Genomic DNA, 18,632 nt, shown 5'->3' on the forward strand with positions numbered 1-18,632 from the left:
TACGATGGCGCAGTGCTGGTCAAGTGGATTCGCTGCACGGTGACGGACCGACGCGGGTTCGAGCGGGGGCAGCGAAAATGGGCGGGGCTGCCGGGCGAGCCGGGATTCCGGGGGCAGGGCGGCGGCTGGAGCAGAGGCCGGCAGGGGGTGGCGCATGTCTTCGCGTTCTGGGAGAGCCGGTCCTTCTACGACTCCTTCATGGCGCGTTCGCACGACAGACTGGCGGCCGCTCAGCACGGCACCTACACCGATCTGCGGGTCACCCTCTTCGACCACCGCTTCGACGTGAAGACCGGCTTCGAGCCGCGCTTCACCGACGCCGACGTCGTCCGGGTGGCGCACACCCGTGTCAGGGAGGGCCGGGTCGACCACTTCGCCCTCATGCAGGAGAAGGTGTGGAATCCGGCCATGGCGGGCTCGCCCGGGATGATCAGGGGCCTCTTCGGCGAGGCTCCCGGCCGGGAGTTCCTGGTGCTCTCCATGTGGCACGCCGCCGCCGAGCACGGCAAGTACCGGCAGGAGCGGGTCGAGCGGCTGTCCCTGCGCGCCCAGATCCAGGCGGACGTCGAGGCCCTCACCGGTGACGTCGTCGACCTCGAACCCTCCTGGACGGTGTGACCGTATGACAAGCGTGCGGCCGACCGGCGTGCCCGGTCGGCCGGGCAGGCCATGGCCGAATAGGGTCATGGGATGGTTCGACCACGGCGCATCGTCCTTGTCCGACACGGGGAATCGGAGGGGAACGCCGACGACACGGTGTACGAGAGGGAACCCGACCACGCCCTGCGGCTGACCCCGTACGGCCGCGAGCAGGCCGCGGCGTCCGGCGTGCGGCTCCGGGAGATCTTCGGCAACGAGACCATCAGCGCGTATGTCTCCCCCTACCGGCGGACCCTCCAGACCTTCCGGGAGCTCAGGCTCGACCCCACGCGGGTCCGGATGCGCGAGGAGCCGCGGCTGCGCGAGCAGGACTGGGGCAACTGGCAGGACCGGGAGGACGTGAAGCTCCAGAAGGCGTACCGGGACGCGTACGGGCACTTCTTCTACCGCTTCGCGCAAGGGGAATCGGGGGCCGACGTCTACGACCGGGTCGGATCCTTCCTGGAAAGCCTCTACCGCAGCTTCGAAGCCCCCGACCACCCCCAGAACGTGCTGCTGGTGACGCACGGGCTGACCATGCGGCTGTTCTGCATGCGCTGGTTCCACTGGTCGGTGGCCGAATTCGAGTCCCTGTCCAATCCGGGGAACGGCGATTTCCGGATGCTCCTGCTGGGCCCCGACGGCCGGTACCGGTTGGACCGCCCGTTTGAGCGGTGGACCACACCGGAGCCTTACGACCTGGACGGCTAGAGTGGCCCGCGATGACGCCTGACTCCACTCCCGAACGGCGCTACGCACGCGCCATGGCCAGCCTCCGCGGGCTGGCGCTGGGTGACGCCCTGGGCTCCCAGTACTTCGTCCCCGTGAACTACCCGCTGCTCAAGCGGCGCGAGCTGCCGTCCGGCACCGAGACGTGGCAGTGGACCGACGACACCGAGATGGCCTGCTCGGTGGTGGCCGTGCTGGCCGGGCACGGGCGGATCGACCAGGACGCACTCGCGAGCTCCTTCGCCCACCACCACGACTTCGACCGGGGCTACGGGCCCGCGGTGAACCGGATGCTGCGTCTGGTGCGGGAGGGCGGGGACTGGCGCACGCTGGCCGCCGAACTGTTCAACGGGCAGGGCTCGTGGGGAAACGGCGCCGCCATGCGGATCGCGCCGCTGGGCGCCTGGTACGCCGACGACCCGGAGCAGGCCACCCACCAGGCGGAGATCTCCGCCTACACGACCCACCAGCACCGCGAAGCCGTGTGCGGGGCGATGGCCGTCGCCGCGGCGGCCGCACTGGCCGCCGGTACGGACGCCCCGCCGAAGGCGGCCGATCTGCTGGACGGGGTGATTGCCCTCGTGCCGCGCAGTGCGGTCGGCGCCGGGCTGCGGCGCGCCCGGGACATGCTGGACTACGGCGACGCGACCACCGTCGCCGCCGTGCTGGGCTGCGGGCGGCGTACGAGCGCCCACGACACCGTGCCGTTCGCCCTGTGGTCGGCGGCGCGGGCGCTGGACGACTACGAGCGGGCGTTCTGGACCACCGCGCAGGTGGGTGGGGACGTCGACACGACCTGCGCGATCGTCGGCGGCGTACTCGGCGCGCGCGGCGACGCGGTGCTGCCGACCGAGTGGCTGGCGCGCACCGAAGCGCTGCCGGCGTGGCTGCCGGAGACGGCGTAGCCTCCACTCCCGGTGCGCGCCCGAAGTGCCGTCCGTGCAGGGCAGGTGAGCCGCTGCCGATTGTCACGGTCCTGCCACAGCGGGCTTTTGATCCTGTTCAAAACTTGGTGTCGTCGCCCTACTCTGTCCTCATCGCCGCCCCAACCTGATCGCCGGGGCGGCCGACAGGGGAGGGAACCCGATGTCAGAGAACACCGGCGGGGCGCACGAAGCCCGGCCCGAGGCGGCGGCCGACGCGGAGCCGGCGGCAGCGGATTCACCCGGAGGTCCGGCTGCGGCCGGGAGCCGGCCCGCCACCGCGGCCGGGCCCCAGACGGGTGCCCACACCGGCGGGCCCACCTCGCAGCAGCAGTACGCGCACCAGCACCAGCAACCGCGTCCGTGGGGACCGCCGCCGCCGAAGTCGCCCGCGAAGCCCTCCTGGGCGACAGTGGTGCGCCCCGCCGAGGCCGCTCCCGTCCGGACCGCCACCCTCGTCGCCGTCCTCGGGTCCGCGCTCGCCGCCGCGCTCCTCCTGGCCGACGGCATGGGCCCCGGCCTGCTCCTCGCGGTGGTGCCCGCCGTCGTCGCCGCGTACGTCGCCGCCCGCGCGGCCGGCCGTACGGCCCGGCCCTGGACGCTGGCCTGGGTGATCGGCTGCCTCGCGCTCCTCGCGATACCCGCCCTGCGCGACTCCGCCTGGCCGTCCACGCTCGCGATCCTGTCCGCCCTGCTGCTGGGTGCGCTCGCCCTCCACGGCAGCCGTACCTGGCCCGGGGTCTTCCTCAGCCCGCTCGGCTTCATCGACTCCACCGTGTCCGGCACCGCCTGGATCTTCAAGGGGCTGCGCTCGCGCGGCGGGGTCGGCAAGGACCGCTGGCTGCCCGTCGCCAAGGCGGCCGCCGTGGCGGTGGCCCTGCTCCTGCTCTTCGGTGCGCTGTTCGCCTCCGCGGACGCGGCCTTCGCCGATCTCCTCGGCGGACTGACACCCGACGTGTCGGTGGAGGACGGGCCGATCCGGTTGATGCTCTTCGTCCTCGGCGCGGTGATCGCCATCGCAGCGGCCCGCACTGCAGCCGCCCCGCTGCGCTGGGACCGGATCCGGACGACCCCCGGCACGCCGCGCTCCCGGGTCGAATGGGCGCTTCCGCTCATCGTGCTCAACCTGCTCTTCGCCGGTTTCAACGCCGTCCAACTGGCCGTCCTGTTCGGCGGCTACAGCAAGGTCCTGGAAAGCACCGGCCTCAGCTACGCCGAGTACGCCCGCCAGGGGTTCTGGCAACTGCTCTGGGCCACCCTGCTCACCCTCGCGGTGATAGCGCTCGCCCTGCGCTGGGCCCCGCGCTCCGGGGCGGGCGACCGACGCTTCGTCCGGATCGTCCTCGGAGCCCTGTGCGCGCTGACGCTCGTCGTCGTCGCGGCCGCGCTGCGCCGCATGGACCTCTACGTGGACGCGTACGGGCTGACCAGGCTGCGGGTCTCGGTGGCCGCGATGGAGCTGTGGCTCGGGCTGGTCATCGTACTGATCATGGCGGCCGGGGTGTTCGGCGCGCGCTGGCTGCCGCGGGCGGTCGCGGGCAGCTCCGCCGCGGCGGTCCTGGCCTTCGGCCTGCTGTCGCCGGACGGGATGGTCGCCGAGCGGAACGTCGCCCGCTTCGAGAAGGACGGGAAGATCGACCTGGCCTACTTCCAGTCCTTGTCGGCGGACGCGGTCCCCGCCCTGGACCGGCTGCCCGAGCCCCAGAGGTCCTGCGCCCTGCACGGGATCAACGACGACATGTCCGGGGCCGGCGACGTCCCCTGGTACGCGGTGAGCATGGGCGAGTACCGGGCCCGGCAGATCCTGCGCGAACGCCCGGTGACGGCGTCGTACGAGGCCTGCTCGCGCCTGGGCGCCTTCGGCAGCCGCATCGAGTACTAGATGATCGATTCCAAGGGTCGGTGATCGTACGAGGTGAGCGAGCGGAGGGTGTCGTGTCCGGTGTGGTCGTTGTGCCGGATCACAGACCTTGGACACCCTCGTTGTCGTCTCTGCAGGCGCCCCTCGAAAGGACCGTGGCATGTCCAGCGACCGTCTCATGCGCATCCACAGCGCAGAGTTTCAAGCCATGGCCGAGAGGGTCCTGCGGGTCACCGAGCTCACCTCCCGCCTGAACGCCCTGCCTTTCGAAGACGAAGGGGGCAAGGCGGAGCTGTTCGGACAGATCCTCGGCAAGCCACTGCCGCCGAGAGTCACGATCTATCCACCCTTCTACACGGACCACGGCCTGAACCTCGACCTCGCCGATCGCGTCTTCATCAACCAGAACTGCACGTTCCTGGACTACGCCGGCATCCGGCTCGGCGAGCGCGTGATGATCGGACCGAAGGTCACGTTCATCACCAGCGGCCACCCGGTTGATCCCGAGGAGCGGCGGCTGTACCTCACCGGCGCTCCCATCGACGTCGCGGAGAACGTGTGGATCGGTGCCGGTGCCACGATCCTGCCCGGCGTCAGTATCGGCCGTGATGCCGTGGTCGCCGCCGGTGCGGTTGTGGCCGATGACGTTCCGCCGGCAAGCCTGGTGACCGGTGGTAAGGCAGCCGTGCGCCGGCAGTGGTGACGACCCCGTCGCAGGCCGCACCCCCGTCTACCGGGCACTGCGGGGCACCGACCGGTCGGGCCGGGCCCGGGACACCGTCTCCCGGCCCCGGCCCCGGCCCCCGTCGCGGGAGCCGGTCAGGCGGCCGGACCGGCCTTCGCGGCGGCGCCGGCCAGGGCCTCCAGGTCGCTCTTGCGCACGCGGATCACCAGTACGGCGGTGGCCAGGGCGAGGCCGGCCATCGCCACTGCGGCCATGAACGAGGTGGAGATCCCCTGGGCGAGGACGAGGTCCCCCCAGGGGTCGGGCAGCCGGCCGGTCTCCTGGAAGGCGGCCGCGGTCTGGGGATCCGCCTGGGCCAGGAAGGCCGGGACCTGCTGGGTGGCCTCCTCGCGGCTGGCCGTGCCGAAGACGGTGACGAGGATGGACAGGCCGAGCGAGCCGCCGACCTGCTGGCGCCCCGGCCTCCTTCGGGGCCACCCCCGAGACGGCGGTCAGGGTCAGCGTCACGAAGTTCAGACCCATGCCGAAGCCGAACAGCAGCATCGGCCCGAGTACGCCGGAGAGGTAGGAGCTGTCGGTCCGCAGGAGGGCCAGCCACGCCAGCCCGGTGCCGGTGAGCGCGGACCCGGTGACCATGAAGGGCTTGGGGCCGAAGCGCGGCAGGAAGCGCTGCGAGAGGCCGGCGGCCGTGACGATGGCGACCGTGACAGGCAGGAAGCCCAGGCCCGACTGGATCGGCGAGAAGCCCAGTACGTTCTGCACGAACTGGACGATGAAGAAGAACATGCCGAACATCGCCGCGGCGAGGCCGAGCATGATCACGTAGGTTCCGGTGCGGTTGCGGTCGGCGAACATCCGCAGCGGGATGATCGGCTCGCGGGCCTGCGACTCGATGCCGACGAAGAGCGCCAGCAGGACCAGGGCGGCGGCGAACGACCCGAGGGTGAGCGGGTCGCGCCAGCCCTCCTCCGAGGCGCGGATGAAGCCGTAGACGAGCGAGGCCATGCCGCCGGTGGAGGTGAGGGCTCCGGCGATGTCGAACCGGCCGGGGTGGCGTGCGGACTCGCTGATGTAGAGCGGGGTGAGCACGGCGATCAGAACGCCGATCGGCACGTTGACGAAGAGCACCCACCGCCAGTCGAGCCACTCGGTCAGCATGCCGCCCGCCAGCAGGCCGATCGCGCCGCCGCCCGCGGAGACGGCGGCGAACACCCCGAACGCCCGGTTGCGCTCGGGGCCTTCGGCGAACGTCGTCGTGATCAGGGCGAGCGAGGTCGGGGAGGCTATCGCCCCGCCGACCCCCTGGAGGGCCCGGGCGGCCAGCAGCTGCCACGGTTCCTGGGCGAAACCGCCGAGGAGCGAGGCCAGCGTGAAGAGCAGGATTCCGGCCAGGAACACCCGGCGCCGGCCGAGGATGTCGCCGGCCCGGCCGCCGAGCAGCAGCAGTCCGCCGAAGGTGAGGGTGTAGGCGCTGAGCACCCAGGAGAGGTCGGTGGTGCTGAAGTCGAGGGCGGTCTGGATGTGCGGGAGCGCGATGTTCACGATGGTCGCGTCGAGGACGACCATGAGCTGGCAGGCGGCGATGACGGCGAGCGCCACGCCGGGGCGTCCCTCCCGGCGCGCCGCCCCCGGTATCCGGGGCGCGGCGAGGTGAGAGCTTGTCACTGAGGATCCCCCCAAAGTGAAATAGTGAACGTAGTCGTTCACTATGGGATCCACGGTAGGAGCGGACCTTAGTGAACGCAAGCGTTCACTAAGGCTGAAAAAGTATGCATGGTCGGCGTCTCGGGCCGGTCGGAGGTGGGGAGATGATGGGTTCGCGCTGGTCACCGGCGCCGCCGGGGCGCAGGCGGGGCCCCGAACTCGAACGGGCGATTCTCGACGCGGCGTTGGAGCAGCTGAGTACGGTCGGCTGGAACGCGCTGACCATGGAGGGGGTCGCGACCGGGGCGCAGACCGGGAAGGCCGCGCTCTATCGGCGCTGGCCCTCGAAGGCGGACCTCGTGGCCGACGCGCTGCGCAGCGGTCTGCCGGAGATCGGTGAGATTCCCGACTCCGGCTCGATCCGCGAGGACCTCCTCCTGCTCTGTGGGCGCACGAGGGGCGTGATGTACTCGCGTGCCGGGCAGGCCCTCTGGTCGGTGCTTCACGAATGCGATCACATGACCGGGGAGCGGTTCCGTGGGGTCATCTGGTCCGGGCTTCAAGAGCCTGCCCAGCGCCTGATCAGGGAGCTTGTCCTGCGTGGAATCGAGCGGGGGGACGTGAGACCGGACGCGACTGGTCCGTTTGTCGTGGATGTCATTCCGGCGATGCTGATGTACCGCGCCAAGGTGTGCGGAAGCGAATGGGGGGATGCCGACATCGCCGAGTTGATCGACGAGGTGATGGTGCCGCTGCTCAGGGTGTGAGACGGGGAGGGGCGGCGGCGGCCGGGGCGGCGCGCGGCACGTGGCCGATCGCATGCCGGTCGGAACCGGGCGGGGGTGTGCACTGGGCTCGGGGCGGCGTAACCTTGCTGGCGCCATGCCGTACGAAGCACCCACCCACACCGTCGAGCGCTCCCTCCGTGCAACCACCGGCGCCAAGGTCATCGCCGGGGTAGACGAAGTCGGACGAGGGGCCTGGGCCGGTCCCGTCACCGTGTGTGCGGCGATCACGGGCCTGCGCCGCCCCCCTGCCGGACTCACCGACTCCAAACTGCTCACCCCCAAGCGGCGCGACGCCCTGCTCGACGTCCTGGAGGGCTGGGTGACCGCGTACGCGCTCGGGCACTCCACGCCCGAGGAGATCGACGAACTGGGCATGACGGCCGCCCTGCGGCTCGCGGCCGAGCGCGCGCTGGAAGCCCTGCCGGTGCGGCCCGACGCGGTGATACTCGACGGCAAGCACGACTATCTCGGCCCGCCCTGGCGGGTTCGTACGGTGATCAAGGGCGACCAGTCCTGCGTCGCCGTCGCCGCGGCTTCGGTCATCGCCAAGGTCCGACGCGACCGCATGATGGCCGAACTCGGCGAACAGGGCGCCGGAATCGAGGACTTCGCTTTCGCCGCCAACGCCGGATACCCCTCGCCCGTGCACCGGGCGGCCCTTGAGGAGCGGGGACCCACCCCCTACCACCGGCTCTCGTGGTCGTATCTCGACGCGCTGCCCCGATGGCGCCACCTGAAGAAGGTGCGCCGCAGCGAGGAGTCGATGGAGCTGGAAAACGGAGGCCAACTCGGCTTCGATTTCTGATCGCACCCATGTGCCACCGGCCGGTACGTTTCGTACCGGTGTTTGATAGATGTCAACTCACGCCTCTCACCCCCGCCATCGAGGAGCCTCAGATTCACGAGAGTGCCCAGGGTCCCCGCGTCACGCCGGCCGCGAGCCGCACCGCGCAGACCCCCCGCCCCGTACCTGGTCCGCGTCCCGCCGCAGTCCCGCGGCCCGGTCGCCCCGGTCCCGCCCGGCCCGCACCCCCCGCGCAGCGCGCGGCGCAGGCCACTGCCGGACCCGTTCCCGCAGCCCCTGCTCCCACCGCACCGTCCGTCTCCGCGGCGGTGCCGCAGATCCAGCTGATCCCGGCGTCCGCCGAGGGTGCGCTGGACGCGGCCGAAGAGGCCGTGGACCTGCTGCTCGACACCGGGCGCGCGCCCGGCGACATCCTGGTGCTCACCACCGGCGACCCGCACCCGTGGGCCGCCCACGAGCTCTCCTTCGGCGAGGCCGCGTACTGGGCCCTGCACGACGCCGGGGACGACGTCTTCTACGCGGACGCGTCGCAGGTCGAGCGCGCCGCCGGGCGCCCCGTCGTGGTCTTCGCGGTCAACGGCGGTCCGGTCGGCACCGTCGCGGACTCCCTGCCGGTCGCGCTCACCCGGGCGGGTGCGCTGCTGATCGTGTGCGGAGACCCGCAGCAGATCAACTCCGTTCTGGGTGCGGGCGTCTGACGCCCTGTACCCCGGCACGGGCGAGGGGCGGGGCGGGCGCTGAGCCGGCCCCGCTGCAGCCCGGGCCGACCGGGCCGGGACCGGGGCGGAGCCTCGAGCCGCGGCCCGAGTCGACGTCCGCGCGGGCACCCGAGGCCTGATCCGCCGTACGCCCCGTTGCGGGTGTACGGCCATGAGGCCTGACCGGGAACGGGCTCCGTGCCGTAACCGAGAGGTGAACGGGGCCGGGCGCCGGGTGCGGGCCTCAGCGGGCGGCGGTCCGGCGCAGGGCCTCGACCGCGCCGCCGCCGGTGTGCAGGGCGAGCGGAGCGAACTCGGCCACCGCGTCGCCGAGCCGCTGCGGCCGCGAGTCGGAGCTGGGCCGCCGGCCGCCACGGCCTTCGCCCAGCACCTGCCAGCCGTCGCGGGTCAGCGTGATGTACGCGCCGCAGCGCAGTCCGTGCAGGGTGCAGGCGTCCCGCAGCCCCCACATCCACGCCCCGTCCTCCGGGGTCCACCGCTCGTCGCCCTCGCGGCAGTAGAGCAGGACGGCCGTCCGTACCGGGGTCCGCCGCCGCAGGTCGTGCGGGAGGACGCGGCGCAGCCGGGACAGCAGGGCGTTGCGGTACTCCCAGCCGTCGGCCGACGCGGAGCGCTGCACGAAGGAGGCGCTCGCCACGAGCTGTTCCTCCGGGCCGAGGACGGCGATCACCGCGGTCGAGGGCACCGGACTGTGCCGCGAGTGCAGCCCGCTGACGACCTCGCGCGGATTGCGCAGCAGGGGAATGCCCGCCGACATCCATTCGGACGGTTCCAGCAGCCTGCCGTGCCGGCTGCCGCCGCCGGTGGCCGTTGCCAGAGACGAGGTCGAAGGCGGCGTGAATCCGAAGGTCACGTTCCTCCCTTCGGGTACACGCCCGCGGACGGGCACGGCTGGAGTCGGGGCGCGCCGCAGCGCGGCCCAGGAGGGTGCCGAGGAGCCGAGCGGGAGCACTCCAATTCTCGCGTGGCTTCCGAGCATGCGGCAACGAGCAATTGACGACGCCGACCGGAATTCGCCGGTATGCCGTTCATATCCTTGCCCCGCCACGCCGAGAATGACGCATCGGGTCACCCCTGGAGCGCCAGCACCAGCGGGAACACCTCCTTTGCGCCTGCCCGCCGCAGGAGCCGGGCAGCCACCGCGAGTGTCCATCCGCTCTCCGCGCGGTCGTCCACGAGGAGCACCGGGCCGGAGGTCTGCGCCAGAGCCGCCGCCAGCTCCTGCGGGACGGCCAGGGCCTGGTGGAGACCGCGGACCCGCTGGGCGCTGTTGGAGGACGCCAGCCCGAACTCCGGGACCTGATCGGTGTAGGCGATCGTGCCGAGCAGCGGCATCCGGCCGACTTCGGCGATCCGCGCGGCCAGCGAACCGACCAGCTGGGGACGGCCGCGCGAGGGCAGCGCGACCACACCCACCGGACGTGCCGGTGCGTCAGGGGCGCCGGAGGCCCAACCGCCGGGACCCCGCGCCCAGTCGGCGAGCACCGCGACGACGGCCTGCGCAACGTCGTCCGGAACCGGCTGGTCGGGAGCCTGCGGTGCGAGCATCGGGCGCAGCCGGTTGCCCCAGCCGATGTCGGACAGCCGACCCAGGGCCCGACCCGTCGAGGCCTGTTCCCCGGCGGGGATGCGCCCCTTGAGGTCGACGCCGACCGCGGCGAGCCCGGTCGGCCACATCTTGCGCGGCTCCAACTCCACACCTGGGCGGCCCAGCTCGCCGCGCGCGGTGTCCAGCGCGGTGGTGGAGACCTCGGCCGCGAACCGGGCCCCGGCACAGTTGTCGCAGCGGCCGCAGGGCGCGGCCTCCTCGTCGTCGAGCTGCCGGCGCAGGAACTCCATCCGGCATCCCGTGGTCGCCGCGTAGTCGCGCATGGCCTGCTGCTCGGCGGCCCGCTGCCGGGCCACCCAGGCGTAGCGCTCGGCGTCGTAGGCCCACGGCTCACCCGTCGAGGTCCAGCCGCCCTTGACGCGGTGCACGGCGCCGTCGACGTCGAGGACCTTGAGCATGGTCTCCAGCCGGGTGCGGCGCAGGTCGACCAGCGGCTCCAGGGCGGGCAGCGACATCGGTCGCCCCGCATGGGCCAGCACGTCGAGGGTGCGGCGCACCTGCTCCTCCGGCGGGAAGGCGACCGACGCGAAGTACTGCCAGATCGCCTCGTCCTCCCGGCCGGGCAGCAGCAGGACCTCAGCGTGCTCCACGCCGCGGCCCGCGCGGCCGACCTGCTGGTAGTAGGCGATCGGTGAGGAGGGCGAGCCCAGGTGCACGACGAAGCCCAGGTCGGGCTTGTCGAAGCCCATCCCGAGGGCGGAGGTGGCCACCAGCGCCTTGACCCGGTTCGCCTGCAGGTCGTCCTCGGCCTGCTGGCGGTCCGCGTTCTCCGTCTTGCCGGTGTACGAGGCCACGGTGTGCCCGCGGTGGCGCAGGTACGCGGTGACCTCCTCGGCCGCGGCCACCGTCAGCGTGTAGATGATTCCGGAGCCGGGCAGTTCGCCGAGGTGGTCCGCGAGCCAGGCCAGCCGGTGCGCCGCGTCGGGCAGGGTCAGGACCGCCAGGCTGAGACTCTCGCGGTCCAGCGGGCCGCGCAGCACCAGGGCGTCCGTGCCGGCTCCGGTGCCCAGCTGTTCGGCGACGTCGGCGGTCACGCGGGCGTTGGCCGTGGCGGTCGTGGCGAGAACCGGGACGCCCGGCGGGAGGTCGGCCAGCATGGTGCGCAGCCGGCGGTAGTCGGGGCGGAAGTCGTGCCCCCAGTCGGAGATGCAGTGCGCCTCGTCCACCACGAGCAGGCCGGTGGCCGCCGAGAGCTTGGGCAGCACCTGGTCGCGGAAGTCCGGGTTGTTGAGCCGCTCCGGGCTCACCAGCAGGACGTCGACCTCGCCGGCGGCGACCTCGGCCTGGATCCCCTCCCACTCCTCGGGGTTGGCGGAGTTGATGGTGCGGGCGCGGATCCCCGCCCGGGCCGCGGCCTCGACCTGATTGCGCATCAGCGCGAGGAGGGGCGAGACGATCACGGTCGGGCCGGCGCCGGCCGCCCGCAGCAGCGAGGTCGCGACGAAGTACACGGCGGACTTGCCCCAGCCGGTGCGCTGGACCACGAGCGCCCGCCGCTTGTGCGCGACGAGGGCCTCGATCGCGAGCCACTGGTCCTCGCGCAGCCGGGCGGTGCCCGTGGGGTCCCCCACGAGACGGGCGAGTACGGAGTCGGCCGAGGACCTCAGGTCTGCGTTCATGCCCCCATGCAACCCGATGCCTCCGACATCGCGCCAATGCTGCCCGAACCGTTGTGGAAGTTGAAGCTTCAACACTTATCCACAGGGCTTTCGGGATCGGATCGTGCACGGGACCTTCGTGGCATGACGAACAGCAGCGAATCCCGTCGCCCGTCCGACCGGTCCTTCATCAGCCCGGCCGGAACCGCCAACGAACCCCAGATCACCCTGCGCAGCCCGGCCGAACTGGCCGATGCGCTGCCCTACATGCTCGGCTTCCATCCGTCCGACTCCCTCGTCATGGTCGCCGTCCACGGTGAGGGCGGACGCTTCGGGGGCCGGCTCCGCGTCGGCATCCCCACCGCTCCCGCCGAATGGGAGGACACCGCCCGCCAGGTCGCGGACTGCCTCATCCGGGGCAGCGAACGACGTGGCGTCAAGCCCGACGGCATCGTCGTCTACCTCTGCCAGGAGCCGCGCGGGGAGGAGAGCGGCCGGGCCGTGATGACCCGGCTGAGGCCGTTCGCCCAGCGGATCCGGCTGGCCTGCGGCGCGTTGGACGTGCCGGTGCTGGAGGCCCTGTGCCTGTCGGCGGGCCGCTTCTGGTCCTACGTCTGCCCCGACGAGCGGTGCTGCCCCGCCGAGGGCAGCCCACTGGCCCCGGTCGGCACCTCCGTGATGGCCGCGGCCGCGACCTTCGCCGGGCTCCAGATCCGGGGCTCCCTCGAAGAGATCGAAGGCAGGCTTGCGCCGCTGCGCGGGCCGGTGGCGCAGGAGGCCGAGCAGGCCCTGGACCGGGCGGCCGCCGCCCTGATGCCGAGGATGCTCCACGGCACCACCCGGCAAGAGGTGGGCGCCGAGACCATCACGCTCGCGCAGGTCCTGATGCGGCGCATGACCCTGGCACCGCCCGTCGAGAGCGGCGTCCAGGGCGACGACTGGGACGACGCGCTGCTCGGCCACGACGAGGCCGCCTCACTGATCCTCGGCCTCCAGGACCGCGAGGTACGGGACGTGGCGGCCGAGTGGATGGAGGGCGAGGAGGCGGCGCCAGCCCTTCGCCTGTGGCGGGCACTGGCCCGCCGCTGCGTCGGCGCCTACGGCGAGCACGCCGCGGCCCCCCTCACCCTGGCCGGCTGGGTCTCCTGGTCCACCGGAGACGAGCCGACTGCCCGGATCGCCCTCGGCATGGCCCTGCGGGCCGACGCCGAATACCGCTTCGCCCAGCTGCTCCACCACGCCTGCAACGAGGGAATCGACCCCGAGGGCCTGCGGCAGTGCCTCAGGCAGGAGCGGCGCCGCAGGGAACCTCGGCGCAGCCGGGCCGCCTCCACCGCCGCCTCCACCCGGCCGCCCGGCCGACGGGGGCGCACGGCGCCGCGCCGCGGATCGCGCCGCACCGCGGGGAGCGGGCAGTGAGCGCGCGCCGGCCGTCGTACGGCCGCGCCGTGCGGCTCCTCCGCGGCGCCTCGACCCCCGCCCGGCGGAGCGCGCTGCCTCCCCGCCGCGCCCGGCCGGAGCCGCGGCCCGTGACCCGGGCGGGGGCGGGGCCGTTCAGCTGGGGGGAGGTGCCGCCCCGGCGGCGTCGCCGCCCAGCTGAACCCACCGGAGCGCAGACAAGGCGACACATGTCTCACCCCGCACCTCCCCGCCCGACCGGCGTGCCCGCCGCCCGCAGGCCCGAGCTGCCGCCCGTGCACGACGCCGTCATCTGCGTCGCCGCGCCCTGTCTGGTCATCTCACCGGGGGACGGCCAGCTGACCGGGCGGGGGATCGACGGGATCTACCGCTCCGGACGCCGGCTGCTCTCCCGGTGCGTGCTGCGCGTCGGCGGCCGGGAACCGGTCGCCGTCCAGGGACGCAGCCTGGGTGCCGACCGGGCGGCCTTCACCGCCACCGTGCGCACCGGCGCCGAACCAGGGCCCGACCCGGACATCGGGGTCGAACGCGTCCGCCACGCCGACGGCACCGAGCGGATCACCCTCCGCAGCTTCACGGGCCGGCCGATGCGCATCCCCGTCGAGGTACTGCTCGGCACCGACCTGGCGGAACTGGCCGCAGTGGCCGCGGGCCGGGCCGGCCCGGAGCTGCCGGCGGGCGTGCACGCGGCCGGCCTGCGCTGGAGCACCGGCGCGGCACAAGCAGTCACTGCGGCGGAGCCCGCGCCCGACGACGCCGTGGCCTCGGCCGGGCTACTGCGCTGGCAGCTCGCACTGGGCCCCGGCGAAACGCGCACCATCGAGCTGCGGACCACACACGACCGGGTGGCACGGGCTCCCGCCGGACAGGTGGCGAACCCGCTGGCCGGCGCCCGGGCCGAAGGGGACGACCCGAGGGTCGAGGCGTGGTTCCGCACCAGCGTCGAGGATCTGGGCGCGCTGCTCTCGCGAGACCCGGAGGAGCCGGGTGACGCCTTCGCGGCGGCCGGGGTGCCCTGGCGGCTGGGCCTGGCACCGGCGGAGTCGCTCTGGGCCGCCCGCATGGCCCTGCCGCTGGGGACCGGGCTCGCCGCCGCCACACTGCGCATCCTCGCCCGGACACAGGCCGAGGGGCGCGGGCCCGGAGCCGGGAAGATCCCGGGCCCGCTGCGCGGAGCCGGCCCGCAGCTGCCGCCCGCGTGCACCGGGACCGAGGCGACCCTCGCCTTCCCGGCCGTACTCGCCGAAGCACGCCTGTGGGGCATGCCGGAGGAGGAGGTCGCCCGGCTGCTCCCGGCCGCCGAACGGTGTCTCGACTGGCTGCGCGGCGCCCTCGGGAAGGACGGCTTCCTGGCCGATCCCGAGCCCGGACCGCGGCGCTGCGAGACCCAGGCCCACGCCCACCGGGCCGCCGTGCTCGGCGCGGACCTCCTCGCCGGATGCGGACGACCCGGAGCGCAGGAGTGGGAGGAGCGGGCGGCCGCGCTGCGGGAGCGGTTCCGGGACAGGTTCTGGATCGACGGCCCGGACGGCGGCCGTCCGGCTTCGGCCCTGCATCCCGACGGGCGGCCCCTGCCACGGCTGACCGGAGCCGCCGCCCATCTGCTCGACACCGGGCTGCTCGGCGGCGGCCGGCCGGCCCCCGGCCTCCTCGACCGGATCCGCACCGAGCAGCTGGCCCGGCTGTTCGGAGCCCCCGCCATGGACTGCGGGTGGGGGCTGCGGAGCATGGCCCTCAAAGAACCGGGACACAACCCGTTCGGCCACCGGTCGGGCGCGGTACGGGCGTACGAGAGCGCCGTGGCCGTGTCCGGCCTGGCCGCGGCGGGCTTCGCGAAGGAGGCGGCGGGCCTGCTCAGAGGCCTCCTGGACGCGGCGGAAGCCTTCGGGTACCGGCTGCCGGAGATGTTCGCCGCCGAGCAGCGGACCGCCGGCAGCGTCCCCATCCCGCACCCGGCGGCCTGCCGCCCCGCCGCCGTGGCGGCGGCCACGGGGGTCCATGTCCTGACCGCTCTCGCCGGGATCCGCCCCGACGCTCCCGCGGGCACCGTTGCCCTCGTCCCCCTTCCCGGGGCTCCCCTCGGCGCCATCCGGCTCGAGGGCCTGCGGGTGGCCGGCGAACCCTTCGCCGTCCGCGTCAGCCGGCTCGGCCTCGGCATGGTGGAGGAGGCCGCGGATGCGCTCCAACTGGGAGGCTGAGACGGTCGGCGGCGCGCGCCTGGCACGAGCTGTGACGGCGCGACTCGGGCGTACAGGCGCCGCACTTCGCGAGCCGCGCCCGCCGGGCGTACGCGCCGCCCTGGGGACCCTTGTCTTCAAGGTCACCAAAGCGCTGTTTATCGTCAGGCAGACGACTATGATCGCGGCATGTCGCCCTACGACCCGTCGGCCTATCCGCCCTTCGCAGTCACCGTCGACCTGGTCGTGCTCACCGTGCGGCGCCACGCGCTCTGTGCGCTGGTCGTCCGGCGCGGCGAGCAGCCGTTCCAGGGGCGCTGGGCGCTGCCCGGCGGATTCGTGCGGGGGGAAGAGGACCTGGCCGCGGCCGCCGCCAGAGAGCTGTCCGAGGAAACCGGGCTGTGTGCGCACGACCCCGCCGTACCCGGCGCGGGCAACGGGGCACACCTCGAACAGCTGGCCACCTACGGCGACCCGAAGCGGGACCCGCGGATGCGGGTCGTCAGCGTGGCGCATCTGGTGCTGGCTCCGGACCTCCCCGCGCCCCGGGCCGGGGGTGACGCCAACAGTGCGCGCTGGGCCCCCGTCGACGAGCTGCTGGCCGTCGGCGACGACGGCTCCGCCGGGCTTGCCTTCGACCACGCGCAGATCCTCGCCGACGGCGTCGAGCGGGCCCGCTCGAAGATCGAGTACTCCTCGCTGGCCACCGCCTTCTGCCCGCCCGAGTTCACCGTCGGCGAGCTGCGCCGGGTGTACGAAGCCGTATGGGGAGTGGCACTGGACCCGCGCAACTTCCACCGCAAGGTCACCGGTACCCCCGGGTTCCTGGTGCCCGCCGGCGGAACCACGACCCGTCAGGGCGGCCGCCCGGCCCAGCTGTTCCGCGCGGGAGGGGCGACGCTGCTCAATCCGCCGATGCTGCGCCCGGAGGTCTGACGCCGCGGCACACGCGTCGCGGGTGCTGCACCCACCGGAGTCCGAACCCGGCTCGCAGGCCGAACCGGGCTTCCGGATGGGAGCGAGCCCGGTCGAACAATCGGCATCCCATCGGACCGGTTGCGCCGAAAATCGGACATATCGCGTTATCTTGCTTGCGGTACCCACGCTGCCGCAAAGCGGTCTCACACCCCGCGAGGGAAGCGATGCTCCAGGCCATCGGACTCACCAGCAAACCACGCTCCGACGCCCCGCCCCTTGTGGACGACCTCACTCTCGAGGCCCGCCCGGGGCATGTGACCGCCCTGCTCGGCGAGCCGGGTTCGGGCAAGACGACCGCACTGCGGCTCATGCTCGAACTCGAACCGGGCCGCGGGGTGACCTACTTCCGCGGCCGGCCGCTGCACCGGATCCCGCACCCCGGCCGTGAGGTCGGAGTGGTGCTCGGAGACGTCCCCGGCAACCCGGCACGGACCGTCCGCAACCAGCTGCGGATGCTGTGCGCCGCCGCAGGGGTGCCGGCCTCCCGGGCCGACACCATGCTCGAGGTCGTCGGCATCGCCGGCCTGCGGGACCAGCGCCTCGGCTCCCTGTCGCTCGGCATGGAACGCAGGGTCGCCCTGGCCTCGGCACTGCTCGGCGATCCCTGCACCCTCCTCCTCGACGAGCCCGCCGCAGGGCTCTCCCCCCGCGAACGCAGCTGGCTGTACGGGCTGCTGCGCGGCCACGCCTCCCAGGGGGGAGCCGTGCTCTTCACCACCGCCGACGCCAAGGAGGCGGCCCGGAGCGCCGACCGGGTCGTCAGCATCGAGGCGGGCCGCCTCGTCGCCGACCAGGAGGCCGCGGAGTTCGCGCGGACCCGGCTGAGGCCGCGGGTCGCCGTGCGCACCCCGCACGCCGCCCGGCTGGCCGACGTACTGGGACGGGAAGCCCGCGCGGCACAGCGGGCGGTGGAGATCGTCGAGGAGAGCGGCAGCCGGCTGTCGGTGTACGGCAGCAACTGCGCCGAGGTCGGCGAGGCGGCGTTCCGCCACGGCGTACTGGTCCACCAGCTCGCCGACGAGACCGGTGACGGCGGCGCCTCGACGGCGCCGGTCCCGCACGCCCGCGCGGCGGCCGCCACCCCGGCCGCCGCCGGCACCGCACCGGAGCCCGCCGAGGGCGGCGGCACCCTCCGGCGCGCCCGCTCCCAGCCGCCGGTATCGGCCGTGCGGCGCGTGGGCGGGCCCCTGCGGCCACTGCGCTACGAGCTGCTCCGCGTCTTCGGCACCGCCACCCCCGTTCTCACCGCCGCCCTCGTCGTCGTGGTCTCCGTCCTCACCGCTCTCGTGCTCGCCCGGGCCGGCCAGACCCCGCAGAGCCGGCTGCTCGCCGCCTGGCCCGGGCTGCTGCCGCTGCCGCCCGCCGCCCTGGGTGCGGGACTGCTCGGCGCGCTGGCCTTCGGTGAGGAGTACCGCTACCCCGCCCTCGCCGCCGACCGCGGCACCGTGCCCCGCCGGCTGGGGCTGCTCACCGCGAAACTCGCAGTCTGCGCCGCGCTCGCCCTCCTGCTGGGTGCCCTGGTCGTGACGGCCGACGCCGCGGCCCTGGCGCTCGTCTTCGACAGCGGACCCCTGCGCATCCCGGCGGAATGGCTGTCCCCGGCGGCGAGTTGGGCCGGGCTGCTGATCGGCTGCGCCTGGGCCGGGGTCCTGGCCTCCGGCGTCTTCCGGTCCGCCACCGCGGGACTGGCGGCGGTGCTCGCCGTGCCCGTGGGCGTGGTTCCGCTGGTGGGCAAGGCGCTGGAAGGATCGTCCGCGTACCCGGTGACCGGGCTGGGCCCCAGGCTGCGCGGCCTGTCCTGGGTGCAGTGGCCGCCCGAGGCGGACCGGCTGCTGGTGGGGGCCCTACGGGTGATGACCCAACCCGTGGCCACGGCACTGGTGTTGTCGCTGATGGTCCTGTTGTGCGCCTATGGGTTCACCGGACTGCGCAGCAGGGTCCGTTGGTGACCGTTCCGTTGCCGGAGCGGTCACGGACGGGACCGTTGCAGTCCATGTCGCGTCAAGCGGACCGCAACTCCTCGCAATAGGCCCGGTTCTTTACGATAAGTCGTCAATT

The 18,632-nt window shown here is 73.4% G+C and carries 14 protein-coding genes and 1 pseudogene; 12 read left to right on the top strand and 3 right to left on the bottom strand.

Going from position 1 to position 18,632, the window contains the following annotated elements; translation table 11 throughout:
• Nucleotides 1–12: 12 nt before the first annotated feature.
• The 5 genes from AVW11_RS05600 (at nt 13) to AVW11_RS05620 (ending at nt 4,855) form a co-directional block, all read left to right on the top strand.
• On the top strand, nt 13–618 hold the full coding sequence (locus AVW11_RS05600) for a YdbC family protein (RefSeq protein ID WP_030650343.1): 606 nt from the start codon (nt 13–15) through the stop codon (nt 616–618).
• Nucleotides 619–690: 72 nt separating this feature from the next.
• Complete coding sequence (locus AVW11_RS05605; protein WP_030838130.1) at nt 691–1,350, top strand: histidine phosphatase family protein; 660 nt, start codon at nt 691–693, stop codon at nt 1,348–1,350.
• 11 nt (nt 1,351–1,361) lie between these two features.
• A complete protein-coding gene (locus AVW11_RS05610) occupies nt 1,362–2,273 on the top strand; it encodes an ADP-ribosylglycohydrolase family protein (protein ID WP_030838133.1) in 912 nt (303 codons plus the stop codon).
• A gap of 181 nt (nt 2,274–2,454) precedes the next feature.
• Nucleotides 2,455–4,173 (top strand): DUF4153 domain-containing protein, encoded by a 1,719-nt coding sequence (locus AVW11_RS05615; RefSeq protein ID WP_060177918.1) that lies wholly within the window; start codon nt 2,455–2,457, stop codon nt 4,171–4,173.
• 139 nt (nt 4,174–4,312) lie between these two features.
• Complete coding sequence (locus tag AVW11_RS05620) at nt 4,313–4,855, top strand: DapH/DapD/GlmU-related protein (RefSeq protein ID WP_060177917.1); 543 nt, start codon at nt 4,313–4,315, stop codon at nt 4,853–4,855.
• Nucleotides 4,856–4,971: 116 nt separating this feature from the next.
• Here the strand turns inward: AVW11_RS05620 and AVW11_RS05625 are convergent.
• Nucleotides 4,972–6,436, bottom strand: a pseudogene (locus AVW11_RS05625) (MFS transporter).
• Nucleotides 6,437–6,645: 209 nt separating this feature from the next.
• On the opposite strand from AVW11_RS05625, the gene AVW11_RS05630 reads away from it, so the two are divergent.
• The 3 genes from AVW11_RS05630 (at nt 6,646) to AVW11_RS05640 (ending at nt 8,772) form a co-directional block, all read left to right on the top strand.
• Complete coding sequence (locus AVW11_RS05630) at nt 6,646–7,248, top strand: TetR/AcrR family transcriptional regulator (protein WP_076043412.1); 603 nt, start codon at nt 6,646–6,648, stop codon at nt 7,246–7,248.
• Between the two features lie 115 nt (nt 7,249–7,363).
• A complete protein-coding gene (locus AVW11_RS05635) occupies nt 7,364–8,074 on the top strand; it encodes a ribonuclease HII (RefSeq protein WP_060177914.1) in 711 nt (236 codons plus the stop codon).
• A gap of 8 nt (nt 8,075–8,082) precedes the next feature.
• The gene (locus AVW11_RS05640) at nt 8,083–8,772 is read left to right on the top strand and encodes a hypothetical protein (RefSeq protein WP_051699391.1); all 690 of its coding nucleotides are present in this window, start codon (nt 8,083–8,085) and stop codon (nt 8,770–8,772) included.
• A gap of 244 nt (nt 8,773–9,016) precedes the next feature.
• On the opposite strand, the gene AVW11_RS05645 is transcribed toward AVW11_RS05640, so the two are convergent.
• Nucleotides 9,017–9,646 carry a hypothetical protein gene (locus AVW11_RS05645; RefSeq protein ID WP_030838153.1) on the bottom strand — a complete coding sequence of 210 codons (630 nt, stop codon included), beginning with the start codon at nt 9,644–9,646 and terminating at the stop codon, nt 9,017–9,019.
• Between the two features lie 215 nt (nt 9,647–9,861).
• On the bottom strand, nt 9,862–12,021 hold the full coding sequence (locus AVW11_RS05650) for a RecQ family ATP-dependent DNA helicase (RefSeq protein WP_060177913.1): 2,160 nt from the start codon (nt 12,019–12,021) through the stop codon (nt 9,862–9,864).
• 123 nt (nt 12,022–12,144) lie between these two features.
• On the opposite strand from AVW11_RS05650, the gene AVW11_RS05655 reads away from it, so the two are divergent.
• From AVW11_RS05655 to AVW11_RS05670, 4 genes are all read left to right on the top strand, one after another.
• Complete coding sequence (locus tag AVW11_RS05655; RefSeq protein WP_060177912.1) at nt 12,145–13,419, top strand: DUF4192 domain-containing protein; 1,275 nt, start codon at nt 12,145–12,147, stop codon at nt 13,417–13,419.
• A 209-nt stretch (nt 13,420–13,628) separates the two neighbouring features.
• Nucleotides 13,629–15,617: a glycogen debranching N-terminal domain-containing protein gene (locus tag AVW11_RS05660; protein ID WP_076043413.1), complete on the top strand. Its 1,989-nt coding sequence runs from the start codon at nt 13,629–13,631 to the stop codon at nt 15,615–15,617.
• A gap of 168 nt (nt 15,618–15,785) precedes the next feature.
• The gene (locus tag AVW11_RS05665; protein WP_076043414.1) at nt 15,786–16,532 is read left to right on the top strand and encodes an NUDIX hydrolase; all 747 of its coding nucleotides are present in this window, start codon (nt 15,786–15,788) and stop codon (nt 16,530–16,532) included.
• Between the two features lie 206 nt (nt 16,533–16,738).
• Nucleotides 16,739–18,523, top strand: coding sequence for an ATP-binding cassette domain-containing protein (locus AVW11_RS05670; protein WP_060177909.1), 1,785 nt, complete (start codon nt 16,739–16,741; stop codon nt 18,521–18,523).
• Nucleotides 18,524–18,632: the final 109 nt, after the last annotated feature.

This window comes from Streptomyces amritsarensis (assembly GCF_001953875.1).
Taxonomy (GTDB): Bacteria; Actinomycetota; Actinomycetes; order Streptomycetales; family Streptomycetaceae; genus Streptomyces; species Streptomyces amritsarensis.